The organism is Loktanella atrilutea, assembly GCF_900128995.1.
Classification (GTDB): Bacteria; Pseudomonadota; Alphaproteobacteria; order Rhodobacterales; family Rhodobacteraceae; genus Loktanella; species Loktanella atrilutea.
The window spans coordinates 58,112-73,011 of record NZ_FQUE01000002.1; the positions used below are offsets into that span (position 1 = coordinate 58,112).

General features: G+C 61.7%; 24 protein-coding genes. 23 read left to right on the plus strand and 1 reads right to left on the minus strand.

Annotated features, from left to right (window positions below; genetic code table 11):
* The first annotated feature begins 9 nt into the window (after positions 1 to 9).
* The 15 genes from BUA54_RS05445 to BUA54_RS05510 all read left to right on the plus strand — a co-directional run bounded on the left by BUA54_RS05445 (position 10) and on the right by BUA54_RS05510 (position 9,429).
* Complete coding sequence (locus BUA54_RS05445; protein ID WP_072856229.1) at positions 10 to 375, plus strand: hypothetical protein; 366 nt, start codon at positions 10 to 12, stop codon at positions 373 to 375.
* A 13-nt stretch (positions 376 to 388) separates the two neighbouring features.
* The gene (locus BUA54_RS05450; protein ID WP_072856230.1) at positions 389 to 1,450 is read left to right on the plus strand and encodes a major capsid protein; all 1,062 of its coding nucleotides are present in this window, start codon (positions 389 to 391) and stop codon (positions 1,448 to 1,450) included.
* Positions 1,450 to 1,824: a hypothetical protein gene (locus BUA54_RS05455; RefSeq protein ID WP_072856231.1), complete on the plus strand. Its 375-nt coding sequence runs from the start codon at positions 1,450 to 1,452 to the stop codon at positions 1,822 to 1,824. The genes BUA54_RS05450 and BUA54_RS05455 overlap by 1 nt, the downstream gene beginning before the upstream one ends.
* 61 nt (positions 1,825 to 1,885) lie before the next feature.
* Positions 1,886 to 2,263: a hypothetical protein gene (locus tag BUA54_RS05460; protein ID WP_072856232.1), complete on the plus strand. Its 378-nt coding sequence runs from the start codon at positions 1,886 to 1,888 to the stop codon at positions 2,261 to 2,263.
* Entirely contained in the window at positions 2,260 to 3,021 is a 762-nt protein-coding gene (locus BUA54_RS05465) for a hypothetical protein (protein ID WP_072856233.1), read from the plus strand. Before BUA54_RS05460 ends, BUA54_RS05465 begins: the two co-directional genes overlap by 4 nt.
* Positions 3,014 to 3,538, plus strand: a complete 525-nt coding sequence (locus BUA54_RS05470; RefSeq protein WP_072856234.1) for a phage baseplate assembly protein V — start codon at positions 3,014 to 3,016, stop codon at positions 3,536 to 3,538. Before BUA54_RS05465 ends, BUA54_RS05470 begins: the two co-directional genes overlap by 8 nt.
* Before the next feature lie 11 nt (positions 3,539 to 3,549).
* Complete coding sequence (locus BUA54_RS21170) at positions 3,550 to 3,726, plus strand: hypothetical protein (protein WP_178352709.1); 177 nt, start codon at positions 3,550 to 3,552, stop codon at positions 3,724 to 3,726.
* Entirely contained in the window at positions 3,726 to 4,046 is a 321-nt protein-coding gene (locus BUA54_RS05475; RefSeq protein WP_072856235.1) for a GPW/gp25 family protein, read from the plus strand. Before BUA54_RS21170 ends, BUA54_RS05475 begins: the two co-directional genes overlap by 1 nt.
* Positions 4,043 to 4,918 (plus strand): baseplate assembly protein, encoded by an 876-nt coding sequence (locus BUA54_RS05480; RefSeq protein ID WP_072856236.1) that lies wholly within the window; start codon positions 4,043 to 4,045, stop codon positions 4,916 to 4,918. Before BUA54_RS05475 ends, BUA54_RS05480 begins: the two co-directional genes overlap by 4 nt.
* Positions 4,915 to 5,478: a phage tail protein I gene (locus tag BUA54_RS05485; RefSeq protein ID WP_072856237.1), complete on the plus strand. Its 564-nt coding sequence runs from the start codon at positions 4,915 to 4,917 to the stop codon at positions 5,476 to 5,478. The genes BUA54_RS05480 and BUA54_RS05485 overlap by 4 nt, the downstream gene beginning before the upstream one ends.
* Positions 5,475 to 6,464 carry a hypothetical protein gene (locus BUA54_RS05490; protein ID WP_072856238.1) on the plus strand — a complete coding sequence of 330 codons (990 nt, stop codon included), beginning with the start codon at positions 5,475 to 5,477 and terminating at the stop codon, positions 6,462 to 6,464. Before BUA54_RS05485 ends, BUA54_RS05490 begins: the two co-directional genes overlap by 4 nt.
* 18 nt (positions 6,465 to 6,482) lie before the next feature.
* Positions 6,483 to 7,052 (plus strand): hypothetical protein, encoded by a 570-nt coding sequence (locus tag BUA54_RS05495; RefSeq protein WP_072856239.1) that lies wholly within the window; start codon positions 6,483 to 6,485, stop codon positions 7,050 to 7,052.
* Position 7,053: 1 nt separating this feature from the next.
* On the plus strand, positions 7,054 to 7,407 hold the full coding sequence (locus BUA54_RS05500) for a DUF1353 domain-containing protein (RefSeq protein ID WP_072856240.1): 354 nt from the start codon (positions 7,054 to 7,056) through the stop codon (positions 7,405 to 7,407).
* Between the two features lie 89 nt (positions 7,408 to 7,496).
* Entirely contained in the window at positions 7,497 to 8,906 is a 1,410-nt protein-coding gene (locus BUA54_RS05505; protein WP_072856241.1) for a phage tail sheath family protein, read from the plus strand.
* A gap of 13 nt (positions 8,907 to 8,919) precedes the next feature.
* Positions 8,920 to 9,429: a phage major tail tube protein gene (locus BUA54_RS05510; protein WP_072856242.1), complete on the plus strand. Its 510-nt coding sequence runs from the start codon at positions 8,920 to 8,922 to the stop codon at positions 9,427 to 9,429.
* 29 nt (positions 9,430 to 9,458) lie between these two features.
* On the opposite strand, the gene BUA54_RS05515 is transcribed toward BUA54_RS05510, so the two are convergent.
* The gene (locus tag BUA54_RS05515; RefSeq protein ID WP_143155361.1) at positions 9,459 to 9,731 is read right to left on the minus strand and encodes a hypothetical protein; all 273 of its coding nucleotides are present in this window, start codon (positions 9,729 to 9,731) and stop codon (positions 9,459 to 9,461) included.
* A gap of 26 nt (positions 9,732 to 9,757) precedes the next feature.
* Here BUA54_RS05515 and BUA54_RS05520 point away from each other — a divergent pair, with 26 nt between their 5' ends.
* From BUA54_RS05520 to BUA54_RS05550, 8 genes are read left to right on the plus strand one after another with little or no spacing between them, the layout of a single operon-like run.
* Entirely contained in the window at positions 9,758 to 10,084 is a 327-nt protein-coding gene (locus tag BUA54_RS05520; protein WP_072856244.1) for a phage tail assembly protein, read from the plus strand.
* Positions 10,081 to 10,209 (plus strand): hypothetical protein, encoded by a 129-nt coding sequence (locus BUA54_RS21740; protein WP_281250634.1) that lies wholly within the window; start codon positions 10,081 to 10,083, stop codon positions 10,207 to 10,209. The genes BUA54_RS05520 and BUA54_RS21740 overlap by 4 nt, the downstream gene beginning before the upstream one ends.
* An 8-nt stretch (positions 10,210 to 10,217) precedes the next feature.
* Positions 10,218 to 12,587, plus strand: coding sequence for a phage tail tape measure protein (locus BUA54_RS05525; RefSeq protein WP_072856245.1), 2,370 nt, complete (start codon positions 10,218 to 10,220; stop codon positions 12,585 to 12,587).
* A 17-nt stretch (positions 12,588 to 12,604) separates the two neighbouring features.
* Complete coding sequence (locus BUA54_RS05530) at positions 12,605 to 13,030, plus strand: phage tail protein (RefSeq protein WP_178352710.1); 426 nt, start codon at positions 12,605 to 12,607, stop codon at positions 13,028 to 13,030.
* The gene (locus BUA54_RS05535; protein ID WP_072856247.1) at positions 13,027 to 13,233 is read left to right on the plus strand and encodes a tail protein X; all 207 of its coding nucleotides are present in this window, start codon (positions 13,027 to 13,029) and stop codon (positions 13,231 to 13,233) included. The genes BUA54_RS05530 and BUA54_RS05535 overlap by 4 nt, the downstream gene beginning before the upstream one ends.
* Positions 13,234 to 13,236: 3 nt before the next feature.
* Positions 13,237 to 14,226, plus strand: coding sequence for a phage late control D family protein (locus BUA54_RS05540; RefSeq protein WP_072856248.1), 990 nt, complete (start codon positions 13,237 to 13,239; stop codon positions 14,224 to 14,226).
* Between the two features lie 3 nt (positions 14,227 to 14,229).
* A complete protein-coding gene (locus BUA54_RS05545) occupies positions 14,230 to 14,421 on the plus strand; it encodes a hypothetical protein (protein ID WP_072856249.1) in 192 nt (63 codons plus the stop codon).
* Positions 14,421 to 14,852: a phage upper tail fiber protein gene (locus BUA54_RS05550; RefSeq protein WP_072856250.1), complete on the plus strand. Its 432-nt coding sequence runs from the start codon at positions 14,421 to 14,423 to the stop codon at positions 14,850 to 14,852. The genes BUA54_RS05545 and BUA54_RS05550 overlap by 1 nt, the downstream gene beginning before the upstream one ends.
* The last annotated feature ends 48 nt before the right edge of the window (positions 14,853 to 14,900 follow it).

Sequence of the window (14,900 nt, forward strand, 5' to 3'; positions counted from 1 at the left end):
GAGCACACCATGGTTCAGCAACTCGCCGGAAGCTCGTTGATCAACCCGGTCGACATCGATGACGATCTCTACTCGGGTCATATCCGCAGCAATCCGATGACCATCGCCGCCGGCACATACGCCCGGGGCGACGTCCTCGAAATCGACACGGCGACCGACAAGCTGTCGGCGCTGGTCACGGCCGCCAAGGCCTTTGCCATCATGCCGTTCACCCTGACGCTCGCGGCCGACCAGCTGCTGGCGGTCTACACCGACGGCGACTTCAACGAGGAAGTCGTCGGCCTGAACGGCGTCGCGCTGGCGCCGACCAAGACCGCCCTGTCCGGGCGCGGCATCAATCTCCGCAAGTGGGGCGCTGCCCCCGACGCGGCATAACGGGAGGATCGACATGCCCGAGAACGTCTATTACTCGACGGCCGAAATGGTCGAGACCATCCGGACCGTCCGCACCCCGCGTCGGTTTTTCCTCGACACCTTCTTCCGCGCCGAGCCTTACCTCTCAACGAAGGAAGAGATCGTCTTCGACGAGATTCTCGAAGACCTGCCGACGATGGCGCCGTTCGTGTCGCCCGTCGTCCAGGCGAAACCGCAGCGTCGGTCCGGGTTCAACGTGAAGACCTTTCGGCCCGCGTACCTGAAGCCCAAGCACTTCCTGAAGCCGGGGGACTTCATCCGGCGCGGCGCCGGCGAAGACCTGCTGGGTGATCTGACCCCACAGGCGCGCATGGACAACGCCATGGTCGACACCCTGTCGACGCAGCGTCGGCAGATCGAAGAGCGCTGGGAATGGATGGCCGCACGCGCGATCATCGATGGCAAGGTAATCGTGCAGGGCGAGGACTATCCGCGGGTCGAGATCGACTTCGGTCGCTCGCCGGACAACGAGATTGTGGTGACCGGCGCCGGGAACATCTGGTCGAACAGCGCATCCGACATCGCTGCAATGTTCGAGGACTGGTCCGTGCAAATGCTGGAACTGTCCGGACATGCCGGCACCGACGTGATCCTGTCGCCCGAGGCATGGGGCTTTTTCCGGCAGAATGCGGGTGTCCGGGCCGAGGCCGAGCTGCGCCGCGGCGTGACGAACACTCCGAACCTGCAAGCACAGGTGGCGATGGAGGGCGTCCGCTATGCTGGCGAATGGGGCGAATTCCGCCTGTGGGTCTATGCGGGGCGATTCAAGGATCAGGACGGCAACCTGTCGCGCGCCATCGCGGCGAACGACATCGTCATGGTGGCGCGTCCGTCCGAGGACGACGGGACCGGCGGCGTGCACGGCCTTCGCTGCTTCGGAGCCATCCAGGACAAGTCGGCCAACCTGATGCCGCTCGATATCTTCCCGAAGATGTGGGAGGAGGAAGACCCGTCCGGTCTGCAGGTCATGTCTCAGTCGGCGCCGCTGTTCGTCCCCGGTCGCCCGAACGCGACCCTGAAGGCGACGGTGATCTGATGGGCTATGTCGCAACGAAAGGCCTGCGCACGTCGGCCGGTGTATTCCGTACGGGCGAGACCTTGCCAGACGATCTGCCCGACGACGAGTTCGACCGGCTCGTCAAGATCGGTGCTGTCGGTGAGGCCAAGGCGAAGGCGGTGGCAACCCGACAGGCGCCATCGACCAGCCCCGCTGATCCGGTGACGTTCGACGATCCGCGCGAACAGGCGATCGCGACCGTCATTGCCGGGCTGGGTGAAAACGAGTTCACCAAAGGCGGGCTGCCGGACCTGTCCGCCATTAACAAGCGCCTGGCAGAGGGTGCCGAGCCAGTGACTGCGACGGAGCGCGACAAGGTCTGGGCGGCCCTGAGCGCCGAAGAGCAGAGCTGAACGAAAGGATGGGGCGCGCCCACAGCGCGCCCCGACATCTTCATTCGACGGATGGCAGGCCATGGTTGCGCGCTACGGTGAAATTCAGGCCCGCGCTATCAGCGCCGTCGATAGCGTCATGTCGGAAGACATCCTGCACTTCCCCTTAGTCGGCGGCATCGTCGACACGTCCCGCGAACGACTGACCTTTACCGCCGTTGTTCGCGTCGGCACGAACGAGGAGCGCAACGTCTCTGGCGGGCGGGCCCAGTCATGGGGAGGTCGCATGAACGCGGGGAAGGCACGCGCCTATATCGACCTCGCAACCGAGCCCCTGCCCTTCTTTAAAGAACACGACAAGATCAGGTTGATCGACCGCGACGGGCAGCCGTTCTTCGAAATTCTCAACATCACCGATCGGCAGTCCGGTCGCATGATCCTGCACTTGGGGGCGGTATGAGCTTTGCGAGATGGGTTCTTCGCACCGCTGCCGTTCAGGCGCTGCGCGGCCAGACACTGGTTGGTGACAACGTGCGCGACAGCGACTTCTCGGCACTCACCATCGACGGAGACGGCGAGGCGCGGACTGAAGAGGATCGCCCGTTCATCCTGGTCTACACGGATGATGGCGATGCAGCTGACGTGGATCTCCGCGATCTGCGACAGAATGGGACGACGGCCTTTGTCTGCGAGTTCGGCATTGCCTCTCCGATGGTAACCACAAATCCCGACACGGGTGAAAGCGTCATTGAGGGCATCAACATTCCCTTTACTGATGCCGCAATGGAATTGACGCTCGACCTGATTGACCGCCAGATCACGACGGCACTGACCGGCCCCGGCCGGTGGGCTGACATCTGGCGTCGGACCCATGGCAGCACGAAAAAGATCGAGCGCCGCCGGACATCGACATCGGATCATGGTGTCCGTCTGGCCGCGAGGCAACTGCGGATCATGATCGAGGCGCTGCCCGATCCGGTTCCAGGGCAGGATGTGACACCGACATCGGTCTGGCGCCTGTTCTCGGATGCAGTGACCGAACTTAACCCTGCAATGGCCGAGATCGTGAACAAGTTCCTCGGCGTCGGCCTGCCTTACCTCGACCACGAGATCGTCGCCTCATCGCGCGGCAACACCGCGGCCGAGGCGCTACATCTGGGCTACGGCCCAATTTACCCCGGGGGCGATGACCTCGTGTCAGCGGTGACGGATGAATGATCTGCCGGGCATCATCGCCAAGTTGGCGCGTGATATCGCGGAGCTGCAGCGCCAGGCGCGCGGTCGCAGCCGCGAGGGTCGGATTGTCGAGGCAGACCCTGCCACCGGGCGATACCGCGTCGCCATAGGTCGGGACGGCTTTGTCAGCCCGTGGATCGGAGTCGAAAGCCTCTCCAGCGGTGATCTGAAGATACAAGCCGAGCCTGTTGTCGGCCAGAAGGTGAAAGTCACGAGCGAGAGCGGCGACCTGACGGATGCCGTGATCGCGCTTTCCAGCTTTGCTGACGGTGAGAGGCCACACAACCAGGCGGGCGAGTTTCGCCTGACCCTGGGGGGCAGCGACCTGCTCATCACCGCCGAAGCGGTGTCACTGACGCAGGGAGCGGCCAGCATCACGATCTCTGGCGGTGCAGTCTTCATCACCGGAACCTCGCTCACCCACAACGGAACGAACGTGGGCGACACCCACACACACCCGCATGGCGATCCCGCCGGTATTACCGGCGCGCCGCAATAGGAGACTGACCCATGAAATACCGCGTCAAGACCGAGGGCTTCATCTACGGCACGTTCTACAACGTGAACAAGCACATCGACCTCACCGAGCGTCAGGCACAGACCTTCCTTGCAGAGGGCCGGCTTGAACCGGTGCCGGTCAAGGCGGCATCGAAGACCGAGTCCGCCAAGGCTGATGCGGTGAAGTAATGGATCGGGAGACCGGGGCTGTGCTGACGGGTTGGCCCGCCGTGTTGCAGTCGATCGGTGTGATCCTGACAACCCCGATCGGCAGCCGCGTCATGCGCCGCGAGTTCGGTTCGGTTCTGCCAGAGTTGGTCGATCGACCACTGAACAGCAGCACCATCCTGGCGATCTACGCGGCATCGGCCGATGCGATCGCGCGATGGGAACCTCGGTTCACAATGAACGGCGCCGAGGTGGCAGGCGTGAATGCTCAGGGCCGCATCTGGCTGATCATTCGTGGCACGTACGACGGTAATCCAGTCTCTGGAGAGGTGGCACTATGACCGTTGCGATTGACCTGTCCCGGGTTCCATTGCCCGACCTGATCCAGACCCTGTCGTTCGAGGCAATCCTTGTGGACATCAAGGCCTACGCCAATCTGGTGTATCCCTTTATTGATCTGGAATCCGACCCGGTCGTAATGCTCATGGAGGCCTTCGCCTATCGGGAGCTCCTATTGCGGGCGCGAATCAACGATGCCGGTCGGGGTGCATTTATCGCGACCGCATCCGGTGCCGATCTCGACAACCTTGCCGCCTTGTTTGGCGTCGTGCGTCTTGTGCTGTCCCCTGCGGACCTGACCGTCACGCCTGTGGTCGATGCGGTTTATGAGAGCGACACCGCCCTGCGGTATCGGGCCCAGCTTGCCCTGGAGGGGTTCAGCACCGCGGGCCCGCGCGATGCCTACCGCTTCCACGCTCTATCCGTAGATGCCCGGATCATCAGCCTGACCGTCACAAGCCCGTCCCCCGGCAGCGTTCTGGTGACATACTACGCCGCCGACGCGAATGGCGATCAGGTGACTGATCTAACAGATAAGATTTTCGATGCGCTTTCAGGTGAGAATGTGCGACCGCTTTGCGACACGGTGATTGTCCAGCCCGCTGCGATCGTAGCCTACGACATCACGGCTACGCTTGAAACTGGGACCGGCCCGGACGCGGAGATTGTCCGGCAGGCCTCACAGGACGCCGCCACAAAATATGCAGCATCACGCCGCGTCATCGGTGAGCCTGTGCCGTTGTCGGGGATATACGCGGCCTTGCATCAGCCGGGAGTCGATAGCGTGGCGCTGATCGAACCCTCTGCGGAGGTTGCTGTGATGGACGGCGAGGTTGGCGTCGTCGGGGCCATCGTTGTGACGGTTGCACCATGACGAAGTTGACACCGCCAAATGCAACGGAACTTGAAGAAGCCTTTGATGCTCTTGCCGAGCGTCGTCTGGAACTGGCCGCGCCGGTCAATACTTTGGTCGATCCGACCAGTGTCCCCGCCCGTTTTCTGCCGTGGCTGGCCTGGTCGTTTTCTGTCGATACGTGGGACGATCAGTGGACTGAAGAAGAAAAGCGATCGGTCATCGTCGCGTCGATTTTCGTGCATCGCCGAAAAGGGACAATCGGCGCGATCCGGAGAGCGATCATAGCCGCCGGCTATAATGCTCCGACGATCCGCGAGGGCAAAGGTGGCGTACTCTACAATGGCTTCTACAATTTCGATGGCACGCAAACCTACGGCGACCCGACAAAGTGGGCCGAATACTCGATCATTCTCGGGCGGCCAATATCAATCAGACAAGCGGAAAACATCAGAGACATTCTGGCCGAAGTTGCCCCTGTCAGGTGCAAGCTCGTGAACTTTTCCTACACCGAAGCCGCAAACCTATATAACAGTGCCATCTCGTATGACGGCGCGTTCACCTATGGAGCCGTCGCATGACAAACCTGATCGAAACGCCGGATTGGGTTGATGGTGTCTACCAGTTGGAGACAACTGATCCAGTTGTCGGTGGTGTGCCGAACCTCGACCTTGGGCAGGGTTTCGCCAACATCCAGGCGCAGCAGCTCGCAAGCCGCACCAATTGGCTGCGCGGTCGCGTCGACGATCTCTCGCGTGCCGACAAAATCAACGTGACGGTTGGCGCGACGGGTGATTTCCTGACCATCAACGCGGCTCTCGCAGAGTTGTCCCGCTATCGCCTGTCGTTCGGCGAAAATGCGGGCGTCCACACCATCACGTTGAAAAACGGCTATGTGATGGAGGAGCAAGTCGTCATGCGCGCTGTTGATCTTTCCAACATTAAGATCGTTTCAGAGGCATCCGTGGTTACGATTGCCCGCGATGCCTTGAATACTGATAATGGTTTTGGCGAGTTTCCTGCATTTTCGTTAATCGACGGAGCTACTTGCCCTGTCATCGGCGTTCAATTCGAAATGAACACTGCTGGCCTTTCCGCCATGAGGCACGGCATCTCTGCCTTGCGGGCCGGGGGGCCAATCATCTTCGAGGATAACTCTGGCATTCGCAACTGTGGCGGCATGGGCGCATTTTTGCGCGTCTCGACACTTCGCGCACCGTATGGTGACTTCTCGAATTGTGACACCGGCATTTTAATTGCGAACCTTTCATCCGCTAACCTTGAATATGCGGACGTGAGCGGGGCTGCGACTTACGGTGTCGATGCTGTCAGCTTGTCGCTCTGCCTCGGAAACAACATGGATGCGACCGGATGCGGCCTGGGCGGCGCTCGGCTGCAAAAAGGAAGCCGTGCCTCGTTTGTGACTGCCAACCTGCGAAAAGGTGCCGCCAACAGTTCAAGTGATCTTACGCTGCTTTCGGGCTCGATGGCGGCGTGTAGCGGTATGCTGGGCGGATGCAACCTGGCACCTAATACGCCAACGGTTTCGGGTCTCTTTTCCTTCTAACAACACCGGATATCCCCAATGAAATACGCGGTCAAATTATCGGATGGTGAATATTCAGGCGTCGTTTACGACAATTCCAGTCCCGAGATTATCGCCTACCATGCGCAGTACGGCGAAAGGCTCGAAGCTGTCGATGGCTTGGAAAACGTGGGCTCAGACGATGCCCCCGTATGGCAGCCGATCGCGACCCCTCTGTCCGCAATTCGTGCAAATGCAAAGGCAATGATGATCGATTGGATCGACCGGCTGACCGAGCAACTGCGCGCCGGTATCCCTCGCGACGAGATCGCATCGTGGCCGACCAAGGCTGCCGAGGCTCGGGCGTTCCTCGCCACCGGAACTCCGGCTCCCATCCTCCAAGTCGAGGCTGATCTGGTCGGGCTGTCGCTGACGGAGGTAGCCGAGACTATTGCTGCGCGCGCTACGCTTTACGAAACCGTCGTCGGCGCCGTAGCGGGAATCCGGCGCAACACCGCGGCGGCAATTGATGGGGCGACGGACGCGGCTGGCGTCGAGGCGGTGCTGGAGGGGGCAAAGACCACCGCAAAGGCCAAGGCGGTCGGGCTCGGCCTGGTCGTTGACGACTGACATGAGCGCTTACACCGATGTCTCGGATTGGTGCGTCCGCATCGCTGGTAGCGATACCTACCGGATCACCAAGCCACTAGTCTGGGATGTGGGCATGAAGGGATCTGGCCTGTCGGTAACCGTCCGGGTCGGAGTCATCTTCGACGTGTCTATCCCGACGCCTGTCCGCCCCTTATTCTCACCGCATGATCCGCGATATCTGAAGGCAGCTGCGCTGCACGACGACCTCCTTGTTCGCGGATGGGATCGGCTGACGGCGGCCGCGATTTTTCAAGACGCGATCAGGGCTGATGGTGTCGGCCCAATGCGGCGTCTGGCCATGTGGCTGGCCGTCAGCCTGTGGCGCTTCCGATAAGCCATTCCGGCAAAGCCCGGACGCCAAACCGCCCTTAGGCAAGGCATCGGCAGGCCGAGCGCCTGCACTCAATCTCATGGAGAAATGAAATGGTGGAGAAATTCCACGGCGCTCGGGTTTTTCAATCCGGGAATGATCCTGTGTCGGTTTCCTTGGTCAGCACGTCCACCGTTGGCCTGCTGATCGCAGTCGATCCAACCGACCTGCCATCCGGCGTTGCCATCGACACGCCGATCCTTCTGAACGCTGCAACTGACGCGGCACAGCTTCCCGCGAATGTCCGCGAGCACGTCGACAGTGTCTACGATCAGAGCGGTTGTCAGATCGTTCTGATCTTGATCGATGCCGGGGCCGAAGACAGCGAGACGCAGGCCGCCGCTGTGGGCGACGCGACACAGCTCACCGGAATCCACGCCTTCAAGAAAGCCACCTCCCTGGGCCTGCCCTCGCCGAAGATCCTCGCGGCGCCGGGTCTGACCGTGGGCAGCGTGGCAGATGGCGTTCTGACGGCAACGGTGACCGCCGGCGGTACCGGCTACACGACCGCCGATGTGACGGTAGCCGGGGCGACCGGTGGGACGGGTGCCGAGCTCGAGGCAGTCATGGCGGGCGGTGTCATCACCGGGATCAACATCATCAAGCCGGGCACCGGCTACACCGGTGCCTTGACGGTGACGATCACGGGTGATGGTTCCGATGCGACCGGTTCCGCCACGGCGGGCACAGTCCTGAATGCCGTGATTGCCGAAGCACAGGGCATCGCCGAGACGCTGCGTGGCTTCTTCTACGCAGACGGGCCGGATGGCACTGATGCGCAGGCCGTACAGGCCCGGCAACTGATCGGGAGCCGGTACGTCAAGTTCGTGGATCCCCGCGTTCTGAAGTCGGTCGATGGCACGCCCGTCGCTTATCCGTCTTCTGCGATCTGGGCAGGCTTGCGCTCCAAGATGGATCAGCTCTTCGGCCCGCACTACGAGGAGTCGAACCAGCTGATCAACGGCATTCAGGGTACGAACCGTCCGGTCACCTACGGGGTGCAGTCGAACTACCTGAACCAGAACGGCGTCAACACGATCATCAACCGCGGTAACGGGTTCCGCACCTGGGGCGCGCGGACCTGTGCCGTCGGGACCATCTGGGAATTTGCCAGCGTGGTTCGCATGGCAAATTTGGTGAACGAAAGCATCGAGCGCGCCTTCATCCAGTTTGTTGATCGGCCGATCACAAAGGGCCTGCTGGATCAGATGACCATGTCCGGGCTGGCTGTCCTGGTGTCGTTGGAAAATCAGGGCATGCTCCTGCCCGGTTCTGAGTTCGGGTTGTCGAGCGAGCAGACCGGTGATGATGGCGTTCAGGGAATCCTGAAGTTCGCCATGCGCTACGAACCGCCGGCGCCCGCGAACGACATCCGCATCGCCGCCTACCGCAACACGACCATTGCCTACGAACTGCTGTACGATCAGATCAGCGGGACCGTAGACACTGGTAACCTGATTTAAGGAGGCTCTGAACATGGCCAAGAAACTTCCCGCTTACGTCATCAAGGACGTTTCGCTCTTCGCCCCAGGCGCCCCCGGCTCCCGCATCGGGCAGTGCAGCGAGATCACGATTCCCGTGCTGGAAAAGACGATGGAGTCGTTCCGCAACGCCGGCATGATCAAGCCCATCGAGATCGCGATGGGTTACGAGACGACCGAGTGTTCCTTCACCGAGACAAGCTTCGATCCGGACATGCTCAAGCTGTTCGGCATTGGGGCCGCGTCCTCGATGGTCGCTTACGGCTACATGGCCGACGAGGACGGCACCGAGCACTCCTGCCGCTTCCAGATGGTCGGGGATGTGAAGAAGATTGACGCCGGGTCTTGGGCGTCGGGTACCAAGGGCGAGCACTCCTACGACATGACGGTGCACAGCGGCACCCTGTTCATCGACGATCAGGAAATCATCCGCTTCACGCCGCATCGGTTCTGGGTCGGCGGTGTCGAGCAGTTCCCTGGCCGGGCGAACGCGCTGCGGCTCTGAGTGATGATGGGGCCGCTATTGCGGCCCTTTCACATTGCGAGGTATTTGTACCTGACGTCGCACGACGTCATCGCGTCCAGGCGTTCCTTCGCATCCATCGCGCCAACCTTCGCGGTCGCGTCTGTCGTGGCTGTGAGAACCGCAAGCGGATCGCCACCAGCGGACACCATCATGGGGCCTGAATACTGGTCGTAAGCGACGTAAGGCTCGAATTCACGCCTTGTCGATTCCGGCAGGTAGCCAGCCTGCACCGTCTGCATATCTGCGACGACGGCGCACATCGCCAATGCGATCAATTCCACAACCTTCACCCCTCCAAGGAATCATCATGTCCACCGATGCACCCGCAACCGTAACGGTCAAGCTGGAATTCCCCGTCACCTTCGATGGCAAGACCATCTCCGAACTGACCTTCCGACGCCGTAAGGCGAAAGACCTGATCGCGACCGACCTGGTGAAGGGCGAGACCCGGAAGCACATGGCGATGATGGCCAGCATGGCCGACATCCCGCTGCCTGTGATTGAAGATCTGGACGCCGACGACTGGGAGGAGATTGCGGAGGCGACGATTCCCCTGCTGGGAAAGCGGACAACGAAGCTGGCTCAGCAAGAGATGGCAAGGCTGACGGCGGAGGCACAAGCTGGCGCCGCATGATCGCAGAGATCGCCCGGTACTTGCACCAACCCATCGACCAGGTCGAAGAATGGGAAGACGTGAAGTTCTTCCGGTACCACGCGCAGATTGATCCGATCCTGCGCGCCGAACACCCCGAGAAGTAGGACACGCCATGGCCCGTCTTTCGAGCGAACTGATCCTGTCGCTGGTCGACCGGGTATCCGGACCGTCCCGCAACGTCCGGGAGGCCATGGACAGGACGGGCAAGGCGATCGAGCGCAATCAGCGTTCGATCCGCCAGACTCAGGGCGCAATGGTCGGCTCTCTTGCCGCGGCGGCCGCAGTCGCTGCCTCGATCCGTGGGCCGGTCGTGGCCGCCATGGAGTTCCAGAGCGCCATGGCCGACGTTCGCAAGGTCGTTGACTTCCCGACCCCCGAGGCGTTCGAGGAATTCCAGCAGTTTATCCTCGACCTGTCCAAGGAAATCCCTGTCGCAACTCAGGAACTGGCCGAGCTGGCCGCCAAGGGCGGCGAGAGCGGCCTTCGGGGGGAGGAGCTCAAGCAGTACGTCGAGATGGCGGCGAAACTGAAGACGGCATTTGGTGTGTCCGCGGACGCCGCCGGCACGTTCATGAACAGCATGCGCAACGCGCTTGGGCTGGGCATGGACGACACCCTGCTGCTGGCCGATGCCGTCAACCATCTGACGAACAACATGGCGGCGAACGCGCCGGACCTGTCCGCATTCATGGTGAGCATCGCTGGCGACATTGCCAAGTTCGGCCTCGATCCGGACGAGGCTGCGGCCTTCGGCGCAGCGATGCTAGCCGCGGGACAGGCAGTGGACGTTTCCGCTACATCCTTCCGCAACATGGGCCGTGCCCTGACGAAGGGTACCAGTGCAACCAAGCGCCAACGCAGCGCGATGGACGATCTGGGTCTATCGTCGGTCGACGTGGCGAAGCGTATGCAGGAAGATGCGACCGAGACCATCATCGATGTGATGGAACGCATCGCCGCCCTGCCGAAAGAGATGCAGGCGGCGGTGACGTCCGACATTTTCGGAGACGAGGCACGAGCACTGTCGGCCCTGATGAGCAACACCGACCTGCTGCGGGAAAGTCTCGGCTACGTGGCCGACTCGGCAGCTTATGCTGGATCCGCGTACAAGGAATATGAGTCTCGATCGAAGACCTTCGAGGCAGACCTTCAGCGATTCCGTAACGTGGGCCGCGAACTGGCAATCACGCTCGGCGACGCGCTGATTCCGGTCCTGACCGAAACCATGCAAAGCGTCACGCCCTACATCACGGCGATCGCGGGATGGATCAAGCAGAACCGCGAACTGGTCGGTACGATCTTTCGTGTGAGCTCTGCCCTGATCGGTCTCCGCATCGGCTTCCTCGGCCTGAAACTAGCTGGCCTATATGGGCGCGGCGGCGCGCTGTGGCTACTGGCGCAGGGCATGGGCATGATCGGGCGGACCTCTGGTGGCCTGATTGGCGCCGCACGGTCACAGATGGCCCTGTCGGCGGCGCTGGCGGCAATGGATGGCAGCAAGGTCACCACGGTCAGCAAGGTGGGTGCCGCTCTGCGCGGTCTCGCGGGCGTCACCCGGCTGTCTCTCGTTGCGTCCGGCCTTGCCAGCGTCGCAGGGGTCGTCGCCGGGATCAGCGCGCCCCTATGGGGCGGCATTGCCCTGGCCGCATTGGCCATCGGAACGGCCGGCACTGCGATTTACAAAAACTGGGATCGCGTTGCTGCGATCATGCGCGGTGTGGCGTCGGCACTGTGGGATGCACATCCTGCTGTCAACGCCGTCAAGGCGGCGCTCGATCGCTTCCCCGAGATCGGACGCGCCGCTGGCGATGCGCTGAACTGGATCAAGACAGCCGCCAGCGATCTGTGGTCATACATCACCGGTTTCTTCGGACCCGATTTCTTTAGCCGCAACATCCTTTCGGACGGCGAGAAGGCCAGCATCGAGCAGCGTGCCCGTGACATGACGGCAGGCATCATCGCTGCCATCCAAAGTCTACCGACCCGCCTGTTGGCGATCGGCTCTGACGCCGTCCAGAAGCTGTGGGACGGGATGAAGGCGAAGTTCGCCGACCTCATGAAGTGGGTGAGAGGCATTCCCGGAGAGATTGCGAGCGCGGTCGGCACAATCAGTCTTGGCGACGGTGAGCCGAGTGCCGGCAGCAATGGGCGACGGGATCGCAGGCGGGGCAACCGACCCGCGATTTCCGGAGCCCGGGTCTATGGCGGTGCGGTGGCTGCGGGTAAGACCTACCTGACTGGCGAACGGGGCCCGGAGCTGATCACACCATCCCGCGCGGCTTATGTGGCCACGGCGGGCCAGCTGCGCAGTCTTTCTGCGCAGCGTGTCACCGGGGGGCGCAGCACGCAGGGTCCGGCTAACATCACCTTTGGCGACATCATCCTGACCAACCCTCCCGGGGCCACGGCGGAGGAGCTGAGCCGCGAGTTCGGGCGGCAAACCGGCGCGCTGATGCGCTCCCACTATTCGGATGCAAACTGATGGCAGGCATGTCGCTTATGGCCCTCGGACTCTTCCAGTTCGAGGCCCTCGGCTTCGGCTTCAACGACCGGTCGAAGTCCCAGAAAACGAGCTGGGCCAAGATTCCCGTCGCCGGCGGCATGGACCGGATGCAATGGACGGGAGGTGACAGCCAGACCGAAACCATCGGCGGAGTGGTGTTCAGCCACTTCGGTGGGCAGCTGTCGCTGGAAGGGATCAAGGCAGCTGCGGCCAATGGGCTGCAGCTGCCACTGGTCGACGCCACGGGAAACCTGTTCAACGTCTTCGGCATGTACGTCGTCGAGGATATCTCCGAGCAACAGAACGTCTTCGACGGCCAAGGCGCACCGCTGAGGAACGCCTATTCGATCAGCCTCACAAAGTATCAGGGCGGGCTGTCGCCGGTCAGCGCACTATCTGCGGTCGTGGGGCTGTTCTCATGAATTACGTGACCCCGACCCCCCAAACCGTCGATCAGGTCTGTCGCACGGCCTACGGCGACGAGAGCGGCTATGTGGAGTCTGTTCTGGATGCCAACCCAGGTCTTGCCGCCCTCGGCCTGATCCTCCCGGCCGGGACGCGCATTACGCTGCCGGACCTGCCTGACCAGGCCAAGCTGATCCCTGTCGTCACATTGTGGGACTGATCCATGTCGAGACCGCAGATCATCATCACAGTCGACGGCAAGCCCGTCAGCGGGGTCTTCACCGAGCGCCTGATGTCAGTAACGGTGATGGACGAAGAAGGCCTGTCAGCCGACCGCGTTGAACTGGAACTGGCCGACGATCCACCGGCGGAGCTGCCGAAGCCGGGTGCTATCATTTCGGTCCAGATGGGCTATGCCGGTTCGGGAGCCGCCTTCATGGGCGAATTTATAGCCGAAGAGATCGAGATCAGGGTCCTGCCCTACGCCCTGAGGATCACCGGCAAAAGCGCGGACCTGGGCGGCGATACGAAAGACCAGAAGGAACGGCACTTCGACGACATCACCCTTGGCGATCTCGTCAAGAAAATTGCCAGCGAAGGCGGGCTGAAATCATCTGTGGCTCCAGAGATTGCCTCTTTCCGGTACGAATGGATTGGCCAGATCGGTGAGAGCAATGTCGCTTTCCTCGAGCGGATCGCGAAACGCCACAATGCGCTGTTCTCGATCAAAAACCAGACCGTGATCTTCGCCGTCCGCGGCTCAGGCCTTACACCCACTGGCCTGCCCCTGACACCCTACGTGATAACGCGTGCAACGCTTGCACCGGGGTCTGCCAGTTTTGTGCGCTCCGAGCGGACGAGGTACGAGGATGTCATCGCCTGTTACATGGATCGTGCTACCGGCAAGCGCGTCGAGGTGAAGGTACCGGCGGAAAAATCGGGAACCGGATCGTTCACGATGGACCAGCCGTTCGCCAGCAAGGGCGAAGCGGAGGCCGCGGCGAAGTCCAAGGCAAAGCAGCTTCTTCGCCAAGGGTTCCAGTTCAGTGCCACGGTCGTCGGCGATCCGACGATCCGGGGTGGAAGCGTCGTCACATTCGCTAATGTCAGGTCAGGCATCGATGGGGTTGCCTTTACTGTCCGGTCCGCCGTGCACCGGTTCGATAAGCGCAGCGGTTACACGACGCAGATCAGCGGCGAATTGCAGGAGTAAAGCATGGCTGGCGAGTTTCACGGGGTTCGATTTTTCCCCGAAGGATCGGATACAGCAGCGCTCAATCAGTCTGAGATTTCGTCGATCGACGGCGGCAGGCCAGACACCAACTTCTCCGAGCTGAAATCCCTGAGCGGCGGCGATGTCGCGCCCCCGATCAATCCCATCAATACCATCATCGGAGGCCGGCCCTAATGGCTACGGAAACCCGTCGTATCATCCCGCGCAACGGCACTCTGCTGGCATGGACCAATGTAAACCCGACGCTGGCCGCCGGAGAATTTGGTGTCGAAAGCGACACTGGCAAGTTCAAGATCGGCAACGGTACGCTGCCGTGGAACCAGTTACCCTATGCCAACTCGGCGGTGGGCGGCGAAGGCCCGCCGGGTCAAGACGGTGCCAACGGTGCTCCTGGTGAAGGTGTCCCGATCGGAGGGCAGCCGGGCGACACCTTGGTAAAGACAGCATCTGACGATTACGCCGCGACGTGGGTTCCCGGGGTCGTAACCGACACGGAAAAGGCGGGCGCAGGCACGGAGATTCGGAACATCGTTGCGCTGACTCAGGCTGAGTACGACGCACTGCCGGTGAAGGATCCACAGACGCTTTACCATACGTACGACTAATGAATTCTGTCGGCTGCGGAACCGGCCTTCGATGATAGCTCCCTGCCA